The 14,480-nt window shown below is 51.4% G+C and carries 18 protein-coding genes; 15 read left to right on the top strand and 3 right to left on the bottom strand.

Annotation, left to right across the window (positions count from 1 at the left end):
- Positions 1-5 precede the first annotated feature (5 nt).
- Positions 6-1,463 (top strand): TolC family protein, encoded by a 1,458-nt coding sequence (locus CHN51_RS00190; RefSeq protein WP_100092231.1) that lies wholly within the window; start codon positions 6-8, stop codon positions 1,461-1,463.
- Positions 1,464-1,472: 9 nt separating this feature from the next.
- Here the strand turns inward: CHN51_RS00190 and CHN51_RS00185 are convergent, their stop codons facing one another.
- Both CHN51_RS00185 and CHN51_RS00180 read right to left on the bottom strand, forming a co-directional pair.
- Positions 1,473-1,895: a hotdog fold thioesterase gene (locus CHN51_RS00185; protein WP_100092230.1), complete on the bottom strand. Its 423-nt coding sequence runs from the start codon at positions 1,893-1,895 to the stop codon at positions 1,473-1,475.
- Complete coding sequence (locus tag CHN51_RS00180; protein WP_240616807.1) at positions 1,892-2,740, bottom strand: alpha/beta hydrolase; 849 nt, start codon at positions 2,738-2,740, stop codon at positions 1,892-1,894. The genes CHN51_RS00185 and CHN51_RS00180 overlap by 4 nt, the downstream gene beginning before the upstream one ends.
- A 216-nt stretch (positions 2,741-2,956) precedes the next feature.
- On the opposite strand from CHN51_RS00180, the gene tnpA reads away from it, so the two are divergent.
- The 14 genes from tnpA (at position 2,957) to CHN51_RS00115 (ending at position 13,776) form a co-directional block, all read left to right on the top strand.
- The gene (gene tnpA, locus CHN51_RS00175) at positions 2,957-3,382 is read left to right on the top strand and encodes an IS200/IS605 family transposase (protein ID WP_100092228.1); all 426 of its coding nucleotides are present in this window, start codon (positions 2,957-2,959) and stop codon (positions 3,380-3,382) included.
- A 95-nt stretch (positions 3,383-3,477) separates the two neighbouring features.
- On the top strand, positions 3,478-3,951 hold the full coding sequence (locus CHN51_RS00170) for a MarR family transcriptional regulator (RefSeq protein ID WP_240616806.1): 474 nt from the start codon (positions 3,478-3,480) through the stop codon (positions 3,949-3,951).
- Positions 3,952-4,452: 501 nt separating this feature from the next.
- Positions 4,453-4,776, top strand: coding sequence for a hypothetical protein (locus CHN51_RS20365; protein WP_346426347.1), 324 nt, complete (start codon positions 4,453-4,455; stop codon positions 4,774-4,776).
- Entirely contained in the window at positions 4,716-4,967 is a 252-nt protein-coding gene (locus tag CHN51_RS20360; RefSeq protein ID WP_346426346.1) for a fumarylacetoacetate hydrolase family protein, read from the top strand. Before CHN51_RS20365 ends, CHN51_RS20360 begins: the two co-directional genes overlap by 61 nt.
- Before the next feature lie 62 nt (positions 4,968-5,029).
- Positions 5,030-5,305 (top strand): hypothetical protein, encoded by a 276-nt coding sequence (locus CHN51_RS20355; protein ID WP_254305635.1) that lies wholly within the window; start codon positions 5,030-5,032, stop codon positions 5,303-5,305.
- Positions 5,306-5,754: 449 nt separating this feature from the next.
- Positions 5,755-5,940, top strand: coding sequence for a hypothetical protein (locus tag CHN51_RS00155; RefSeq protein ID WP_100092225.1), 186 nt, complete (start codon positions 5,755-5,757; stop codon positions 5,938-5,940).
- A gap of 758 nt (positions 5,941-6,698) precedes the next feature.
- Positions 6,699-7,952, top strand: coding sequence for an integrase arm-type DNA-binding domain-containing protein (locus CHN51_RS00150; RefSeq protein WP_100092224.1), 1,254 nt, complete (start codon positions 6,699-6,701; stop codon positions 7,950-7,952).
- A 61-nt stretch (positions 7,953-8,013) separates the two neighbouring features.
- On the top strand, positions 8,014-8,406 hold the full coding sequence (locus CHN51_RS00145) for an antitoxin Xre-like helix-turn-helix domain-containing protein (protein WP_100092223.1): 393 nt from the start codon (positions 8,014-8,016) through the stop codon (positions 8,404-8,406).
- Complete coding sequence (locus CHN51_RS00140) at positions 8,403-9,083, top strand: RES family NAD+ phosphorylase (protein WP_100092222.1); 681 nt, start codon at positions 8,403-8,405, stop codon at positions 9,081-9,083. The genes CHN51_RS00145 and CHN51_RS00140 overlap by 4 nt, the downstream gene beginning before the upstream one ends.
- A gap of 31 nt (positions 9,084-9,114) precedes the next feature.
- The gene (locus CHN51_RS00135; RefSeq protein ID WP_100092221.1) at positions 9,115-10,074 is read left to right on the top strand and encodes a DUF2971 domain-containing protein; all 960 of its coding nucleotides are present in this window, start codon (positions 9,115-9,117) and stop codon (positions 10,072-10,074) included.
- Positions 10,071-10,868, top strand: coding sequence for a TIGR02391 family protein (locus CHN51_RS00130; protein WP_100092220.1), 798 nt, complete (start codon positions 10,071-10,073; stop codon positions 10,866-10,868). Before CHN51_RS00135 ends, CHN51_RS00130 begins: the two co-directional genes overlap by 4 nt.
- A gap of 91 nt (positions 10,869-10,959) precedes the next feature.
- Positions 10,960-11,415, top strand: a complete 456-nt coding sequence (locus CHN51_RS00125) for a hypothetical protein (protein WP_206169916.1) — start codon at positions 10,960-10,962, stop codon at positions 11,413-11,415.
- On the top strand, positions 11,412-12,680 hold the full coding sequence (locus CHN51_RS00120; protein ID WP_100092218.1) for an XRE family transcriptional regulator: 1,269 nt from the start codon (positions 11,412-11,414) through the stop codon (positions 12,678-12,680). The genes CHN51_RS00125 and CHN51_RS00120 overlap by 4 nt, the downstream gene beginning before the upstream one ends.
- 10 nt (positions 12,681-12,690) lie before the next feature.
- Complete coding sequence (locus CHN51_RS00115) at positions 12,691-13,776, top strand: beta family protein (protein ID WP_164088925.1); 1,086 nt, start codon at positions 12,691-12,693, stop codon at positions 13,774-13,776.
- Here the strand turns inward: CHN51_RS00115 and CHN51_RS19440 are convergent.
- Positions 13,733-14,329: a sce7726 family protein gene (locus tag CHN51_RS19440; protein ID WP_123906194.1), complete on the bottom strand. Its 597-nt coding sequence runs from the start codon at positions 14,327-14,329 to the stop codon at positions 13,733-13,735. The genes CHN51_RS00115 and CHN51_RS19440 overlap by 44 nt on opposite strands.
- Positions 14,330-14,480 lie beyond the last annotated feature (151 nt).

The following is a 14,480-nucleotide window of genomic DNA, read 5'->3' as shown; positions in this document are numbered from 1 at the left end:
CCGACATGATCCGAAAATCAATTCCTTTTCTTCTTATTGCCGCCACTCTGGCAGGATGCACCGCCGGCCCAGACTATGCGGGGCCGCCCGAGTTGGCTGCCGCCGGCGGAGCCGGGGGTTTCATCCGGGCCGGCGACAAAGTGAGCAGCACAGTGCCGGAACTCGCCGAGTGGTGGATTCTACTCGACGATCCCGGACTCGATCGACTGATCGAGGCGGCGCTCGCCGATAATCCTTCGCTGGAGGCGGTGGGTGCGCGCATCGCGCAGTCCCGCGCATCCCTCGCGCAGGAAAATGCAGGCCGTCTGCCATCGCTTGGCACCCAAGCAACGGTCGTGCAGGGCCGTCTGCCGGGTTTAGACATTCAGGGCGGTCCGCCACTTCCTCCAGGGACGCCCGGAATGCCGCCAGAAGAGGAAGACGATACCATCAGTTTTTATAATGCCGGCCTCAACGCCAATTGGGAGATCGATTTTGGTGGCGGGACCGGGCGGCGGATCGAGGCAGCCAATGCACAGTTGGCCGCTGCCGTAGCGAATGCCGAGGATGCGCGAGTCCAGCTAACTGCAGACGTCGCCAACGCCTATGTGAACCTGCGCGAGGCACAGCAGCGGGTCGTGCGGTACCGCCTGCAAAGCGAGTTGCAGGAGCAGATACTCGTTCTGACCTATCAGCGTTATCAGCAAGGTACCCTACCGCTGTTTCCGGTCGGAAATGCTAATGCAGAACTGGAGTTGCTCAAGTCGCAACTGGCCGAGGCCGAAGCAGATGAGGCCGTGTTGCTCGATGCGCTCGCCGTTCTGACCGGGCGCGCTCCGGGAGCGCCTTCTCTCGAAGTTGCACCGATTGGCGAGATCCCCCTGCCGCCCGAAAGAGTGGCGGTAGGTGATCCCGCTAGTCTCATCGCGCGGCGGCCCGATATCCGCGCCGCTGAACGCACCTTGGCCGCCGCGACGGCGCGGGTCGGTGTGGCCGAGGCTGCGAAGTTTCCGAAACTCTCGTTCATGGGCATCCTCGGGCTGGGGGGAACCTCGCCGGAAGATATCTTCGACGTAGGCGAGTTTTCTGCCATTGCGATTCCGCGCCTGCAATGGAATTTCCTTGATTTCGGAAGGGTCGACGCGTCGATCGACCGGGCAGGTGCGGCTCGCCGCGAGGCTGCTGCAAATTACCGGCAGACCGTGCTTGCAGCTTTGCAGGATGCCGAGCGCGCCTTAGCCCGTTTCGCGCAGCAGCGCGCTGCGCTGGCGGCTTTGATCCAGGTCAAGCGACATGCCGATAAATCGGCGGATCTCAACCGGCAGCGCTTTGAGTCGGGGGCGATCTCGCGCATCGATCTCAACCGGACTTTGCGCGAGCAGGAGAAGGCCAATACGGACTTGGCCCGGGGCAGAGCTGCCCTTACTCTTGCGTGGATTGCGGTGCAAAAATCGCTCGGCCTGGGATGGCAGGCGCCATCCTAGATGCCGACCCTACAGGTCACCGCATATATAGGCACCGCGCCCGCTAGCGAGCAATTTTTCATTCGGCCCGGTAACGCTGGTTTCGGCCACTGAAATTTGCTGACCGACTTTCACAATCAAACCGGTTGCGACGAGCGGGCCTGAGGTTGCCGGGCGATGATAATCGACCCGCAGATCGGCAGTAGCCTTTACTTTCGTGCCCTGTGCAATGAGGGCGTAGAAACCGGTCAGGTCGATCAGAGACGCAAGTACGCCGCCATGGGCCGATCCGATTATAGGATTGGAAACGATTTCGTCGCGCCATGGCATTTCGAGCTCCAGCCGCTGCGGAGTCAGCGACCTAACCTTCAGATCGAGCCACGCATGGAAAGGCGCGATACGGAGAATTTCCTCTATGCGTGCCCGATCTATTCGCGCTGGCGCCTCGCTCATGTTTCTCGCCCCCGCATGGAGTGATGTCGTTTCAGGAAATCGAGAATGGCGTGAGAAAACGAATCGTTCGCATCGCCCACAACCATGTGAGTGGCGCCGGCGATGTCGGTATATTCCGCATGCGGCGCAAGTTCGCGTAGATGCTCCACCGCGTCTTCGGAAACGAGGTCGCTCGAACCGCCGCGAATGAGATGGACCGGCAAGGTGAGGTTCTGGGTCGCCTGGCTTAATGCTTCAAATTGGCGTTGATGGCGCCCTTCATCGCGTTTGCTGACCGTCCTGCTGCTAAGGATAAAGGCTGGATCCCAATGCCAGTAATACCGCCCATCGGCTTTGTGTCGTAGATAGTTACGCAGCCCTTCGCCGCTCGACCGCTTGCGTCGAAGGGGCATATAACGCGCGATCGCTTCCGACGCCTCTTCGGGCGAGGCGAAACCGGTTTCGATATGCTCTTCCATAAATCCGACAATGCGGTTGACCCCGCTTACTTCCATCTGCGGTGCGATGTCGACAAGTGTCAGGGAAGCGAAGCTGCCGGGCGCCAAATCCCCTTCGGCGAGTATACCGGCCATTCCGCCCAGCGACGCCCCGACCAGCGCAAGCTTGCGCTCCATCCGTGATACGATGGCGACCAGATCGGACGCGAAATCGTGTGTTTCGTAAGCGCCATCGGCTGCCCATTCGCTGTCGCCGTGGCCCCGCATGTCGATGGCGATTGCGTGGAAACCCGCCTCCGCAAGGTCGCCGACCACGTTCTTCCATGCACGACGTGTTTGCCCACCACCATGAGCGAGCAGGACGGGCATCGCACCACTCTCGCCGTTGGCTTCGGCTGTGAGGGTCAAGCCTCCAGCTCCTTCAATGCTGACTGTTTCGCAATACATGGGACTACCCCCTAGCTTCCGGCGCCCCAAACAGTAAAGTTATTTAATGTCTCGCCTTTGAAGGAAACTCACCAGCTTATAGCTGGTAGAAGGCTTCAGCCGTTATTGTTTGCTCAGCACTATCCTCCAGAAAATGACCCGCTCGCAGACGAAGTCATTTTCTCGAGGGTTGTGCTCATGCCATATTCATGCGGGAGCCACACGGCTTTTCATCATCATTATCATATTGTCCGGACTCCAAAATACCGCTTCAAGGTGCTGCATGGGGAGGTCCGCCTGCGGGTGCGGGAGATCATCCGGCAGGTCTGCAGCGAACTGGGCGTGAAGATCATCCATGGCGTTCTGTCACGCGATCATGTGCATATGTTTGTCGAGATCCCGCCCCATATTGCAGTCAGCGACTTCGTGCGCCGGGCAAAGGGACGCTCATCGCGCAAGATACAGCAGGAGTTCGAGCATATCCGCAAACGCTACTGGGGCCAGCGCTTCTGGCAACGAGGCTATTTCTCGACCACCTCAGGCAATATCACCGACGACGTGATCCTCAATTATCTCGACAAGCATACTAACCCAAACAAAGCTGGCTTCAGCCCCAACCCGTGAACCTACATGGAGTAATCGCGGGAGCGTGTCGCCTTGACGGCATTTATGCAGTAAAGGGCTTTATATTATATTGAATTTACGATATGGTCACTATCATGACAACCGAAACAGCTACAATGAGCGCAAACGCGCAAGACGGCTTCCTGAATGAGACCGATGAGTTTGCGTTTTTGCTGGAGGAAGTACCGCGAGTCCTGCGCAAGTCATTTGATGAATCGATTGCCCAGTTCGGCTTGTCCCGCACCCAGTGGAGAACATTGGCCTATCTGATCAAGACCGAGGGAATGACGCAAACCGAGCTGGCAGTTTGCCTAGAACTGGAACGAGCTACGATCGGATTGACGATTGATCATCTTGAAAAACTGGAATTTGTCGAACGTCGGTCCGCAGAAGATGACCGGCGTGTCTGGCGGATATTCCTGCGTCCAAAGGCAATCGACATTATTCCGGAACTTCGGAAAGAAGCCAACGCCGTTTATCAGAAGATGTTCAAAGGCATTTCCAAAGCAGACTTGACCATCATACGAACCGCGATGGAAAAAATGGTTGGGAATCTAAGGGTGTGCTGAACACGTCAGATCCCAAAATCTAACTGGTTCTGATCCTTCTCTCCCATAGGATCAGCTGGAGCGAGTGGCTGGGGCCACTCGCTCCCTTTTTTGGTATAAGCCAGTTATTGGCGTTGCTAGCGATCGACTCCTGCCGGAGCATAAATCAGGCAGTCATCCGCGGCTAGAAGTTGCTTAACGGGATGTACGACGTGGATAGAGTAGATATCCTCATCCTTATATACAGCGGATATGATCTACACTGCGCCATGTAGCCGTTGGACGGCATAGCGCCCGAGACTACCGAGAATCTCCCAGCGCGGATTGTGTTTGCTTGTAAGAATACCGAAGAGGTGGTCGACCGACCGACAAGAGGGCGGGTTGTGTTGAAAAACTCGGTCTTGTCAGCATTGTAGAGATGCGATTCAGCATTCCTGTAGAGGCGGGAGATGCTGCGATGATGGGCGAGCGGACGGTGATGCAGGAGGCGCTGTTTTTCGGGTCGATGGTCCGGCAACCAATTTGCTCGCTGTTTTCGGTGACTGGCAAGTGGTTCAGCCGAGCGTTGCCAAAGCACTTGATCGCCTTTTTTCGGGGGAAGGTGAAGAGTTTGCGACCACCGACTGTGCTGCGCTGATGCCGCGCAGCTGGCAATGGCTCGACGGCTCTGCCTTTTCAACTCATGGAGACCTTATGCAAGTCGCGTTTGGTCTGGATCCAATCAATACCGACAAACCGCTCATGTATCAGGGTGTTCGGATCGGTTTTTCGGCCCGACCGAAGATGTGTCGTTGCCCACTATCGAACATGGTATTGATTTTGAAGGCGAGTTCGGTGTTATTGTAGATCATGTTCCAATGGGAACATGCGCTACGGACGCAACGAAACACATCAGACTAATCGTCAAAATCAACGACTGCTCTTTGCGCGCGATTGCTCCGATAGAAATGGCAACCGGCTTTGGTTGGGTGCAGGCAGAACCGGCCTGTTCGATGGTGCCCTTTGCGGTGACACCCGATGAACTGGGTGAAGTCTAGAAAGATGGCGTGTTTGACACGACTTATAAATTGACTTGTACGGTGAACGTTTTGGTGCAGCCATGGATTTTGGTTTCCAGGGACTGGTTGCTCATGCTGCATTGACGCGCGATCTGGTAGCGGCAACGATTATTGAGTCGGGTACCGTTTCCGATTCAAACTATACAGAAGTCGGATCAAGCTGTATTTCAGAGGTTCGTGCGATCGAGGTGATCCGCGACAAGGGCCTAGCCACAACGCCGTTCCTGTCTTTTGGTGACCCTATTCGCATCGAAGGGCGCGGAATTGACGGCTCATCCCCATGTGGTGTGATCGACCAGCAGGTCGTTCAAGCCTGACGTGCGACTGCCACTTTCTGAAAATAGTATAGGAAAGCCTGATTTGTCATGCCAAGATCGCTCAATTGAAATTGTTTTCAATTGAACCTATTTGGTTGATCTTTTTGACCATGTTCTAGAATGAGCGTGAAATCCATAGGGTGCGATGAGAACAAAAAGAGAGTATCCGCACTTACATTGCACTTACAGCGGTGATATAAGAATTCAGCATTTTGAAAAAATGGCTGAAAACTGGCCGGGACGAGAGGATTCGAACCTCCGATCCCCCCCAGCATCGACTGCTCAGGATAACGCGATCATCTTTAGCCAGGATTGTTCAATCAGTGTTTATTTTTGTCAGAAAAAAAGATTACCATGACACATCTTATTCGTCTGCCCTCTGGTGTTGTTTCGCTGAACACCTAAAGCTCTTGTTCGCATCGCAATTTGAATCGTGATACAACGCAACTATGACCAAGCCAGATCCAGCAACATTGAAAATTGTGGCGGCGCTAATTCGAACCCGCATGGACCGCCTTTCCGGCGATCAGCGACTTGATGGTCTAGAGCGCCTTGGAGCATATCGTGAGTTCAATCAATTGGCGAAAGATCTTGACGCGACCGCAGTCGAGTTTACTCGCGACGAGAAATGGTAGCAGGCGCCGCTACCGGAAATCGTTTTTACATTTATCACTGTTTTGGGTTGGATGGTTCGTTGGTTTAGCAATCAACGCTGTTGTATTCCCTACCTTTGAAAGAACTGGTCCATCATCAGTTCTTCGAATATTGGAATTTCTTCCATTTGCTACCCAAAATGCTACCCAAGTTGCAAATATTGCAACTTCGAATATCATTCTGTCAGAAAATCGTTTATCTTCAACGTATTATGGTGAGCCCTGCTGGGTTCGAACCAGCGACCTACTGATTAAAAGTTAGTATTTGCGGCAAGTGTCCGGATGGTGATGTTTGGCACTATTCCAATTCAGGCGATCTCATATTTGAAGAACCTATCTGGTTGGCGCAAATATTCCTCCGATGATGATCCCCGGGATGATGGTGATGCTTTGGAGAACAAAAACAGAAAATCTGCACTTACATTGCACTTACAGCAGTGATATAAGAATTCAGCATTTTAAAAAATGGCTGAAAACTGGTCGGGACGAGAGGATTCGAACCTCCGACCCCCACACCCCCAGAACTAATTATGAGCTTGATCTAGAGTTTCCTGTGGTTTCCATATTGACAAGTAGTTCTACAAAAATATATTATTTGTTAATGAGTTATAGTAGGATAGCGTATCATAGCGTTGTTGCACCAGCACACTCTTGAAATTGCTTTCCCCAGACTAAACCCAGACTAATGTTGTTTCTGAAAATCAGTGTGATGGCCAGATACGGAAAAGTGTGGAGGTTCTATGAAAAGTGAAGTTATGCTGCTTACCGAGAAGTCAATTGCTCGCATGCCACTCGCTCAAAGCGGTCAATACAATGTGCGCGATGTAGAGCTGAAGGGCTTTTTTGTCCGTATTGGCAAGCGTAGAAAATCCTACATGGTTCAAGGAGAATATTGGCGCGACGGATGCCGCGAATTCTCGGTCCAAAAAAAACTGGGTGAATTCAACGAAATTTCAGCTCGTGATGCACGAACCAATGCCAAAGAGTTGCTGGTAAAGTTTTCAAAGGGAGAAAAGCCTGGAGATGTAAGTAGGCTGAGGCCTGGGGCTATTACATTACGCATGGCTTGGGAGCGCTACCGCATCGCTCATATGGTACGAAAGGGGCGGGCAGAACGCACGATCGAAAATTATCAATATTATTTGGAGCGCCTACTGGCAGATTGGCTTGATTGGCCGCTATCGAAATTAGGCAGGCGGCCGGATTTAGTCATCATTCGGCATGAAGACATCTCTTCGAATAACGGTCCCTACATAGCAAATAGCACTATGAAGGCGCTGCGTGCCATTTATAACCATGCCTTGAAGGGCAATCGAGATTTACCATCATTTAACCCCGTTCTCGCAGTTGATTGGAATCCGGAGCAGCGGCGAAACACGGGCATGGGTCAAGATGATCTGAGCGATTGGTTTGAGCAGCTTTACAAACTGGATAAGCCGCTGCGCCGTGAATTTCATCTGTTGACGTTGTTGACTGGTTCGCGTCCGACAGCACTCAAGGCTGTTAGAAGTGAGCATATCGATTTTGGCCGGAGAATATTGCATATCCCAAAGCCCAAAGGTGGTGCAGACAGGGCCTTTGACATCCCCATGTCGCGGATGATGATCCGGTGCATAATACGCATCATGCGGATAGGTCGGATGCTCTTTCCAGTGCAGGCAGAATATTGGCTTTTTCCGGCCGAAAGTGAATCTGGGCATATGATCGAGCACAAAGAAGCTCGATCTGTTCTCTCGAAATGGGGTAATGATCTGCGACAGACGTACCGAACATTGGCTCAGGCAGCGGAGATTTCCGAACTCGATATCCACCTGTTGATGAACCATTCGCTGCGCGGTGTGAATGCGGGCTATATTACTCGCGATAAGTTGTTGCGTGTCCATCTTCGCAAGCAGCAGGAACGGATTTCTGAAACGATCATTGCCAGTATTGATGCGAGAACAAATGCGTTTGCAAAACAGTGGTTGTCTAGCGGAAAGGTTGATTGTCTATAAAATACACATAACTTGACAATTGTGTATAAAATATGCACATATGATTCCAAGGAGGTATCGTATGTCCAATGTTTCAACAGCCAAGGCCAAGAGTCGCAAAGACTTGACCGGTCCAGCTTTGCGCACCTTTTTTCGTGTGGCTGATGCTTGGAAGCTCAGTGAACAGGAGCAAATGAATATATTGGGACTTGATAGCCGGTCGACGCTTCAGTCCTGGAAGAAGGGCGGCGTGGCTGCAATATCGAAAGATGCCCTTGAACGGATATCTTATATATTGGGGATCTACAAAGGCTTGAAAGTTTTGCTGCCAAAATCTGCTGATGAGTGGGTGCGAAAACCCAATGAGGCCCCTCTCTTTGGCGGCGAACCGGCACTTAATCGTTTGGTTTCTGGAAATGTGGCTGATCTCTTCGTGGTACGCCAATATATCGACGCACAGCGTGGATATCCGTGAATATATCGGTTACCGCCGTCAATTGGCATCCATGTTATCGCATAATACCCAGCAGGTTTCCTCCAATAAACCTGTTCGAGGAGGTTACCGATCCAGACGACCTTGAAGCAATTTATGCTGTCGAAGCACTGACCAATGATCGGCTTCGAGAGGAAGCCGGTGATTTGAGTCTTGTGCCGTTAGAGGATCGTGTATCCGGACCGGGTTCCTCGCCGATCATGGCCGCATTCACCCACCTCAATCCCGATGGAGATCGTTTTACTGATGGGACATTCGGGGTCTTCTATGTAGGCGGCAGTATCGAAACAGCAGTTGCAGAAACCAGGTATCACCGCGTAAAGTTTATGCTGGCTACCGAAGAGCCTCCGCAGGAATTGGATATGCGAGTTTATGCGGTCGATCTTGATGCAAATCTACACGACATTCGGGAAATGCATGATGCCGCTATAGGGTATTATGATCCCGATAATTATAGTGCGTCTCAAATCCTTGCAATTGAGCTACGAAAAGCGGGGTCAGATGGAATAATCTATCAAAGCGTAAGACATGATGTCGGGGAATGCGCAGCAGTGTTTCGACCAAAACTCTTGTCCAACTGTCGGCAAGAGCGACATCTTTGTTATGTTTGGGACGGATCAGAGGTTGTAACCATATATGAAAAGCAACACTTCGGATGAGCTCCGAGAGAAAACCTAGGGCTGCGCTCACATGATTAAAGGCAAACGGCCAAGGCGGCTTTACAAGTATCGCAGCTTTAGTAATCTCACACTCACCATGTTGGTCGAGGACGTCGTCTATTTAGCCGATCCAACCACCTTCAATGATCCCTTAGATACGAAACCCACTCTTAACGTTGATATTGACAACGATGCGTTGGAGGGGATCCTGTCTCAGCTCATCGAACAACGTTCGACGGCAGAGATGTCCGCCGCCGCGAAGTCGATCAAATACCGTGGACCTAAAACCATCAATCATATCGCTCGGCAGAGCCGAAAGAAGGCTGACCAGTTACTCGCCGATATTCGCTACAATGCGACTAATCCCGATTATGAGATTGATGATCCCACACAACACCTACTTCGCTATTATCTACAGGAGGAACTTTTACGGCGTTACAACAAAGGCGTCTTCTCGCTGGCGGAGCGTGCAAACTGCCCACTCATGTGGAGCCATTACGGCGATCAGCACCGAGGTCTTTGCCTTGGGTATTCGATTCCGGATGCATCCGCTAATGACGTATATAAAATCCAATATGGCGGCAGCCGTTTGGTAGAGGCAAGTTCCGTTTTTGCAATGCTCGACGGCGACGAGGCCGCTCGTCAGAAGGTCGACGAATCCGTACTACTCAAGAAGGCAAAACCTTGGGGCTATGAGCGGGAATGGAGGTTGATAGGGATGCGCGGTGAGCACAGTTCACCATTAGAACTTGAAGAGGTAATATTCGGCACGCGCTGCACGCCCTCGGTGAAGTTTGCCGTTGTGAAGGCGCTCGAAGATCGGGATCGCGCCGTACAGTTTTTCGAGATACACGAGCAGCATGGGAGTTTTCTGTTGAAGAAGCGATTGCTAAATACTGACGAGCTCATCGTATCCCTTCCGCGCCGATCACGACAGTATGACGCCAGCTTTGACGGTCTTACCGAGGTAGAAGGTTTAAAATCCGAATGAAACTTTTCACCCAAGCTGAGCTGGAAGCGATTGCCAGTGCGCTGGGCGACACTGTTGAAGGGCTCACCAACCCGGAGATCGAACTGCTCATCCGCTCGGCAAAGATGATCGATCCTGGAAAGATGACCAAGCGGCATCGTATCTACAATGCTTTTGCTGAGAGCCAGAATAGTAAGCGTAACCGGACCCATGTTCTGGAGTTTATTCGGTTGGCGATGAGCCCGGCGCGTTACAGCCGAGAGCCTGCCAGATATGAACCGATGCGGGCAGCTTTAAATCAGGCGCTCGCATTTGCGGGGGTTCTCGTTGCTGAAACAGGTGTCCTGAGAACCGTTAGCTCCGCAACCACATTACCCGAGGCCCAGCGGCGAGCGCAAAATCTGAGAGCGGATCTAGAGGGCCGCGGTGTTCATCCCGACGTGCTCGCCTTCTGCCGGGCGGAGCTACTCGTGGACAACTATTTTCACGCGGTTCAGGAGGCGGTGAAAAGCGTCGCTGACAAAGTGCGTAGCAAGACGGGCCTGATCGATGACGGCGGCACGCTCATTGATCGCGCGTTTGGCGGCAATCCACCTCTGCTTGCGATAAACGCTCGTCGTACAGTGAGTGAGAAGAGTGAGCAAAGCGGTTTCGCTAATCTCGTCAAAGGTGCGTTCGGAATGTTCCGTAATCCGACCGCGCATGAGGCGCGTATCCGTTGGGAAATGAGCAAAGCGGACGCTGAGGATTTACTGACGATCGTGTCGTTGATCCACCGTCGACTTGACGCGAGCAATATGCCCCCTCGTGTCTAAAGCAATACCTCCCATCAGCTAATATTACGATATCAATTCATACTTGACATTTATCTAACACAACAATATTGTTGTGTACATGATACCGGACTTGATCGACCTTGGCTCACCATCTCCATATCCAGTGTTACCGCCGGGTATTCATGATGTAACAATGCAAGAAGTAGAGAGCCGATTCGCGACAACGCCACACAGACGTTGGCTATTTGATGGATTTCAACGTGCTGCGGATGCTCTTGCTTTAGCTGGCTGTGCTACGGTTTATATTGATGGCAGCTTTACAACGGATAAGGCTCACCCAGACGACTTTGACGGCTGCTGGGACCACAAGGGTGTAGATTTCGGACAACTTGATCCGGTTTTGTTGACCTTTGTAAACAAACGGGCGGCCCAAAAAGCAAAATACCTCGGTGAAATGTTTCCCGCCGGTGCTGATAGTGGCCTCGGGACAACTTTCTTGGACTTTTTCCAAGTCGAGAAATATTCCGGCCTCACCAAAGGTATATTGCGGGTTTCGCTCGCTCCACAATCAGGAATGACGCCATGATTACCAATGAAAAGCAATATCGGTCGAGCAAGATACTCATCGATAAAATGAAATTGGGCTTAGAAGCGATAGGCAGCGGCGAAAACGCCGAATTGCATCCAATGTTGATTGCCGCACAGCGCGAAGCGCTTGAAAGTCAAATTGATGAAATGGAAGAGGATGTTAACTTCTATGATGCCCTCCGTTCCGGTCAAATCGGAGAATTTGAAGCTGAAAGTCTTGGAGAACTTCCGGACATTCTCATCCACGCACGGATCGCGCGAGGAATGAGCCAAAAGGATTTGGCGGACTTTCTGGGTTTCAAAGAACAGCAAATTCAGCGCTACGAAGCTGAGCGTTACCGGTCTGCAAGCCTTGATCGTCTTGTTGAAATATCGGACGCTTTGGGTGTGCAAATCAGAGAACGAGCAGCTCTCATCGGCGATGGGCGTATGGAAAGTGTTGATCCAGAATCCTGGAAATCTTTTCCGATCGCAGAAATGTATAAACGTGGCTGGTTTGAAGATTTCTCGGGTACGTTAGCTCACGCCCGCAAGTCTGCTGCAGACCTTGTCCCTGCATTTCTTCAAGGTGTCCAAGCCAATAATTCTGCAGCGGCATTTCACCGCAAATCAGTGCGATCATCTGGCCAGGTCCACGAGGCGGCAATCGCCGCTTGGGAGGCGCGTGTTCGGATGCTCGCCGAACGTAATCCACCGTCGGTTGTATTTGATTTGAATAGAGTTGATGAAACTTGGCTTGCTGGCCTTGTTTCGCTTTCGCTAGATGAAAATGGCCCGAGCAGGGTGCATGATTATCTCCGGCAAATCGGAATTTCCTTAGTGATCGAGCGGCATTTGCCCGGAACCTTGCTTGATGGTGCGGCACTAAGTTCGTGGGATGATTATGTGATTATTGCTTTAACTTTGCGGCATGACCGGCTCGATAACTTTTGGTTCACGCTATTTCATGAAATTGGCCATTTGGTTTTGCATATCGGGACCGGAAAGTTCGCGGCAATCTTCGACGATACAGAAGCTCCGGCAAATAACGATGTTGAGGATGAAGCGGATCTGTTCGCGCAGGAAGCGTTGTTGCCCGGTGATAAGTGGAAAATAGCTGTGTCGAGATTCACTCGCACAGAGAAGGCTGTATTTGCAGATGCAAAACGGTTCGGCGTGGGCTCTGCGATTATCGCTGGCCGTGTTCGGCGGGAAGCCGGTGACTATACGTTGTTACGAACTCTGGTCGGGGCAGGAGCCGTTCGTAGTCAATTTGGATTGTAAGGATAGAATTATGCCGATAAATCAACATTGTTATATGCCAGTTTTGAAGTGGCGGCAGGGAGAATATCAGGCTCTCCTACGCTTGGAGGACGCGCAAAAAGATAGGATTGTCCCTCTAATTGAGGTCACGCCGCCGGACTTTGATTTCGAAACGCAAACTCCGTCAAAAACCATCGACGAACACGTTGTTTCTTTTGCTACACGAATTCAAAAAAAATGGGGTTCTCGGCACGCATTGCTAGATTGCGGATTACTTCCGCCAGCAACCCGAATGGCAGATGGTCGACATCCGTTGGCCCATCTGTTTGATGAATGTACAACGCTCAACGCTTCGCTCATTCCTGTGACTGGATTGGACCGTGATGATGCTTACCAACACGCTGTTCATGAAATCCATACATGGTCTGGCCATGGGGCGGCGCTTCGCTGTTCGCTCGAAGATGCGATTGATCCTGACTTTGACACCAATGTATATCTGCTTTGTGAAACTATTGGAATTGGACCCAACGAGCTAGATATTGTGCTAGATTTGGAATCTCCAAATTTTGATCCTCAGGATGACTTGATAGCTTTGATCTCTGCAGCCTTATCCGGTGCCGCTATTTTTAACTCGGCGCGTAGTCTGACGATAGTGGGAGCGTCATTTCCGGATTCAATGGGATCGGTGACCGGTCCATTACAATTGTGGCCACGACGCGAGTGGTTGCTTTACAAAGCACTTTTGGGTGCACTTGGCCCAAACATTAGGCGACCTGGATTTGGCGATTATGCCATTTCAGCACCGACAATTGCGCAAGGCGACATGCGCTTGCTAAAACCTTCCGCTACCATACGCTATACGGTTGATGATGGATGGCTAATCGCTAAAGGCAACAATGTTCGTGACAATGGATTTGGCCAATATCGCACTTGCAGTGGCCACATTACAGGCTCGGCCTATTATCTCGGCGCTGCTTTTTCGCCCGGAAGCAACTATGTTGCCGGATGTCAGGTTGGAACTGAAAATACTGGGAACCTGACAACCTGGCGGTGGGTCGGAACTAACCACCATATTACAAAGGTCGTGCACGATCTCGCCACGTTTTACGGGATTTGAGCGTTTCTCGGACAGTTCGGCCTAAAGTTCGTCGCGGCAAGATTGAGACGAGATGTTCATATAAGATCGCGCGGGGCGCACGCAGTTCTTTCTCTGGTATTTCATATTGCCGAAGTAAATCAGCTACTTCGGTTCGCCACAACAGCTTCACCAATGTAAGCGGCAATGCTCCGCGATTTATATATTCTTTACGCATGCGGCGAAAAGCAACATCGCCAGTTTTGCGGCGTTCCGCAAGAATAACTCCCCACCATTCTGGAACAAGTTTAACGGCGGCATCAAGATGGTGTTCTGTCACAATCAATGAGGCAGCATCAACGACTTCGCTATAAGCTTCTACCTGGCGAGGGAGGCGAAGCAAGTTATCCGCTTCAGCCTTGATTTCATAGGCTCGAATATGTCCATTTATTACAGCGATATCGACCCTGCAAGCACCGTGAGAGAGGCCGAGTTCATCAATAACGAGTGTGTCTGGACATTGATTGGCACGCGCAAAAAGACGCTCATGTGCAGCAATACGCAAATCAACATCTTTCAATTTTGGCATACTCATCGACGTTGCATAGCGCCGACGAATCACGCGATGCAAGCTTCTTTGCGGTTCCGGTGTAAAAATAACCGATCGCCGTGATCAATGGATGAAAGCGAAGTCTTACTAGTGATGGTGCACATTGGAACGCAGCATTTTGATTTCTTGATAAATC

It is taken from the genome of Sphingorhabdus sp. YGSMI21, assembly GCF_002776575.1.
GTDB lineage: Bacteria > Pseudomonadota > Alphaproteobacteria > Sphingomonadales > Sphingomonadaceae > Parasphingorhabdus.
The sequence above is the reverse complement of the archived record's forward strand: the minus strand, read 5'-3'. Positions and strand labels throughout refer to the sequence as shown.

Coding starts and splice junctions, on each gene's coding strand:
- CHN51_RS00190 (WP_100092231.1), top strand. CDS start 6: ATGATCCGAAAATCAATTCCTTTTCTTCTTATTGCCGCCACTCTGGCA.
- CHN51_RS00185 (WP_100092230.1), bottom strand. CDS start 1,895: ATGAGCGAGGCGCCAGCGCGAATAGATCGGGCACGCATAGAGGAAATT.
- tnpA (WP_100092228.1), top strand. CDS start 2,957: ATGCCATATTCATGCGGGAGCCACACGGCTTTTCATCATCATTATCAT.
- CHN51_RS00170 (WP_240616806.1), top strand. CDS start 3,478: ATGACAACCGAAACAGCTACAATGAGCGCAAACGCGCAAGACGGCTTC.
- CHN51_RS20355 (WP_254305635.1), top strand. CDS start 5,030: ATGGATTTTGGTTTCCAGGGACTGGTTGCTCATGCTGCATTGACGCGC.
- CHN51_RS00155 (WP_100092225.1), top strand. CDS start 5,755: ATGACCAAGCCAGATCCAGCAACATTGAAAATTGTGGCGGCGCTAATT.
- CHN51_RS00150 (WP_100092224.1), top strand. CDS start 6,699: ATGAAAAGTGAAGTTATGCTGCTTACCGAGAAGTCAATTGCTCGCATG.
- CHN51_RS00145 (WP_100092223.1), top strand. CDS start 8,014: ATGTCCAATGTTTCAACAGCCAAGGCCAAGAGTCGCAAAGACTTGACC.
- CHN51_RS00135 (WP_100092221.1), top strand. CDS start 9,115: ATGATTAAAGGCAAACGGCCAAGGCGGCTTTACAAGTATCGCAGCTTT.
- CHN51_RS00130 (WP_100092220.1), top strand. CDS start 10,071: ATGAAACTTTTCACCCAAGCTGAGCTGGAAGCGATTGCCAGTGCGCTG.
- CHN51_RS00120 (WP_100092218.1), top strand. CDS start 11,412: ATGATTACCAATGAAAAGCAATATCGGTCGAGCAAGATACTCATCGAT.
- CHN51_RS00115 (WP_164088925.1), top strand. CDS start 12,691: ATGCCGATAAATCAACATTGTTATATGCCAGTTTTGAAGTGGCGGCAG.
- CHN51_RS19440 (WP_123906194.1), bottom strand. CDS start 14,329: ATGAGTATGCCAAAATTGAAAGATGTTGATTTGCGTATTGCTGCACAT.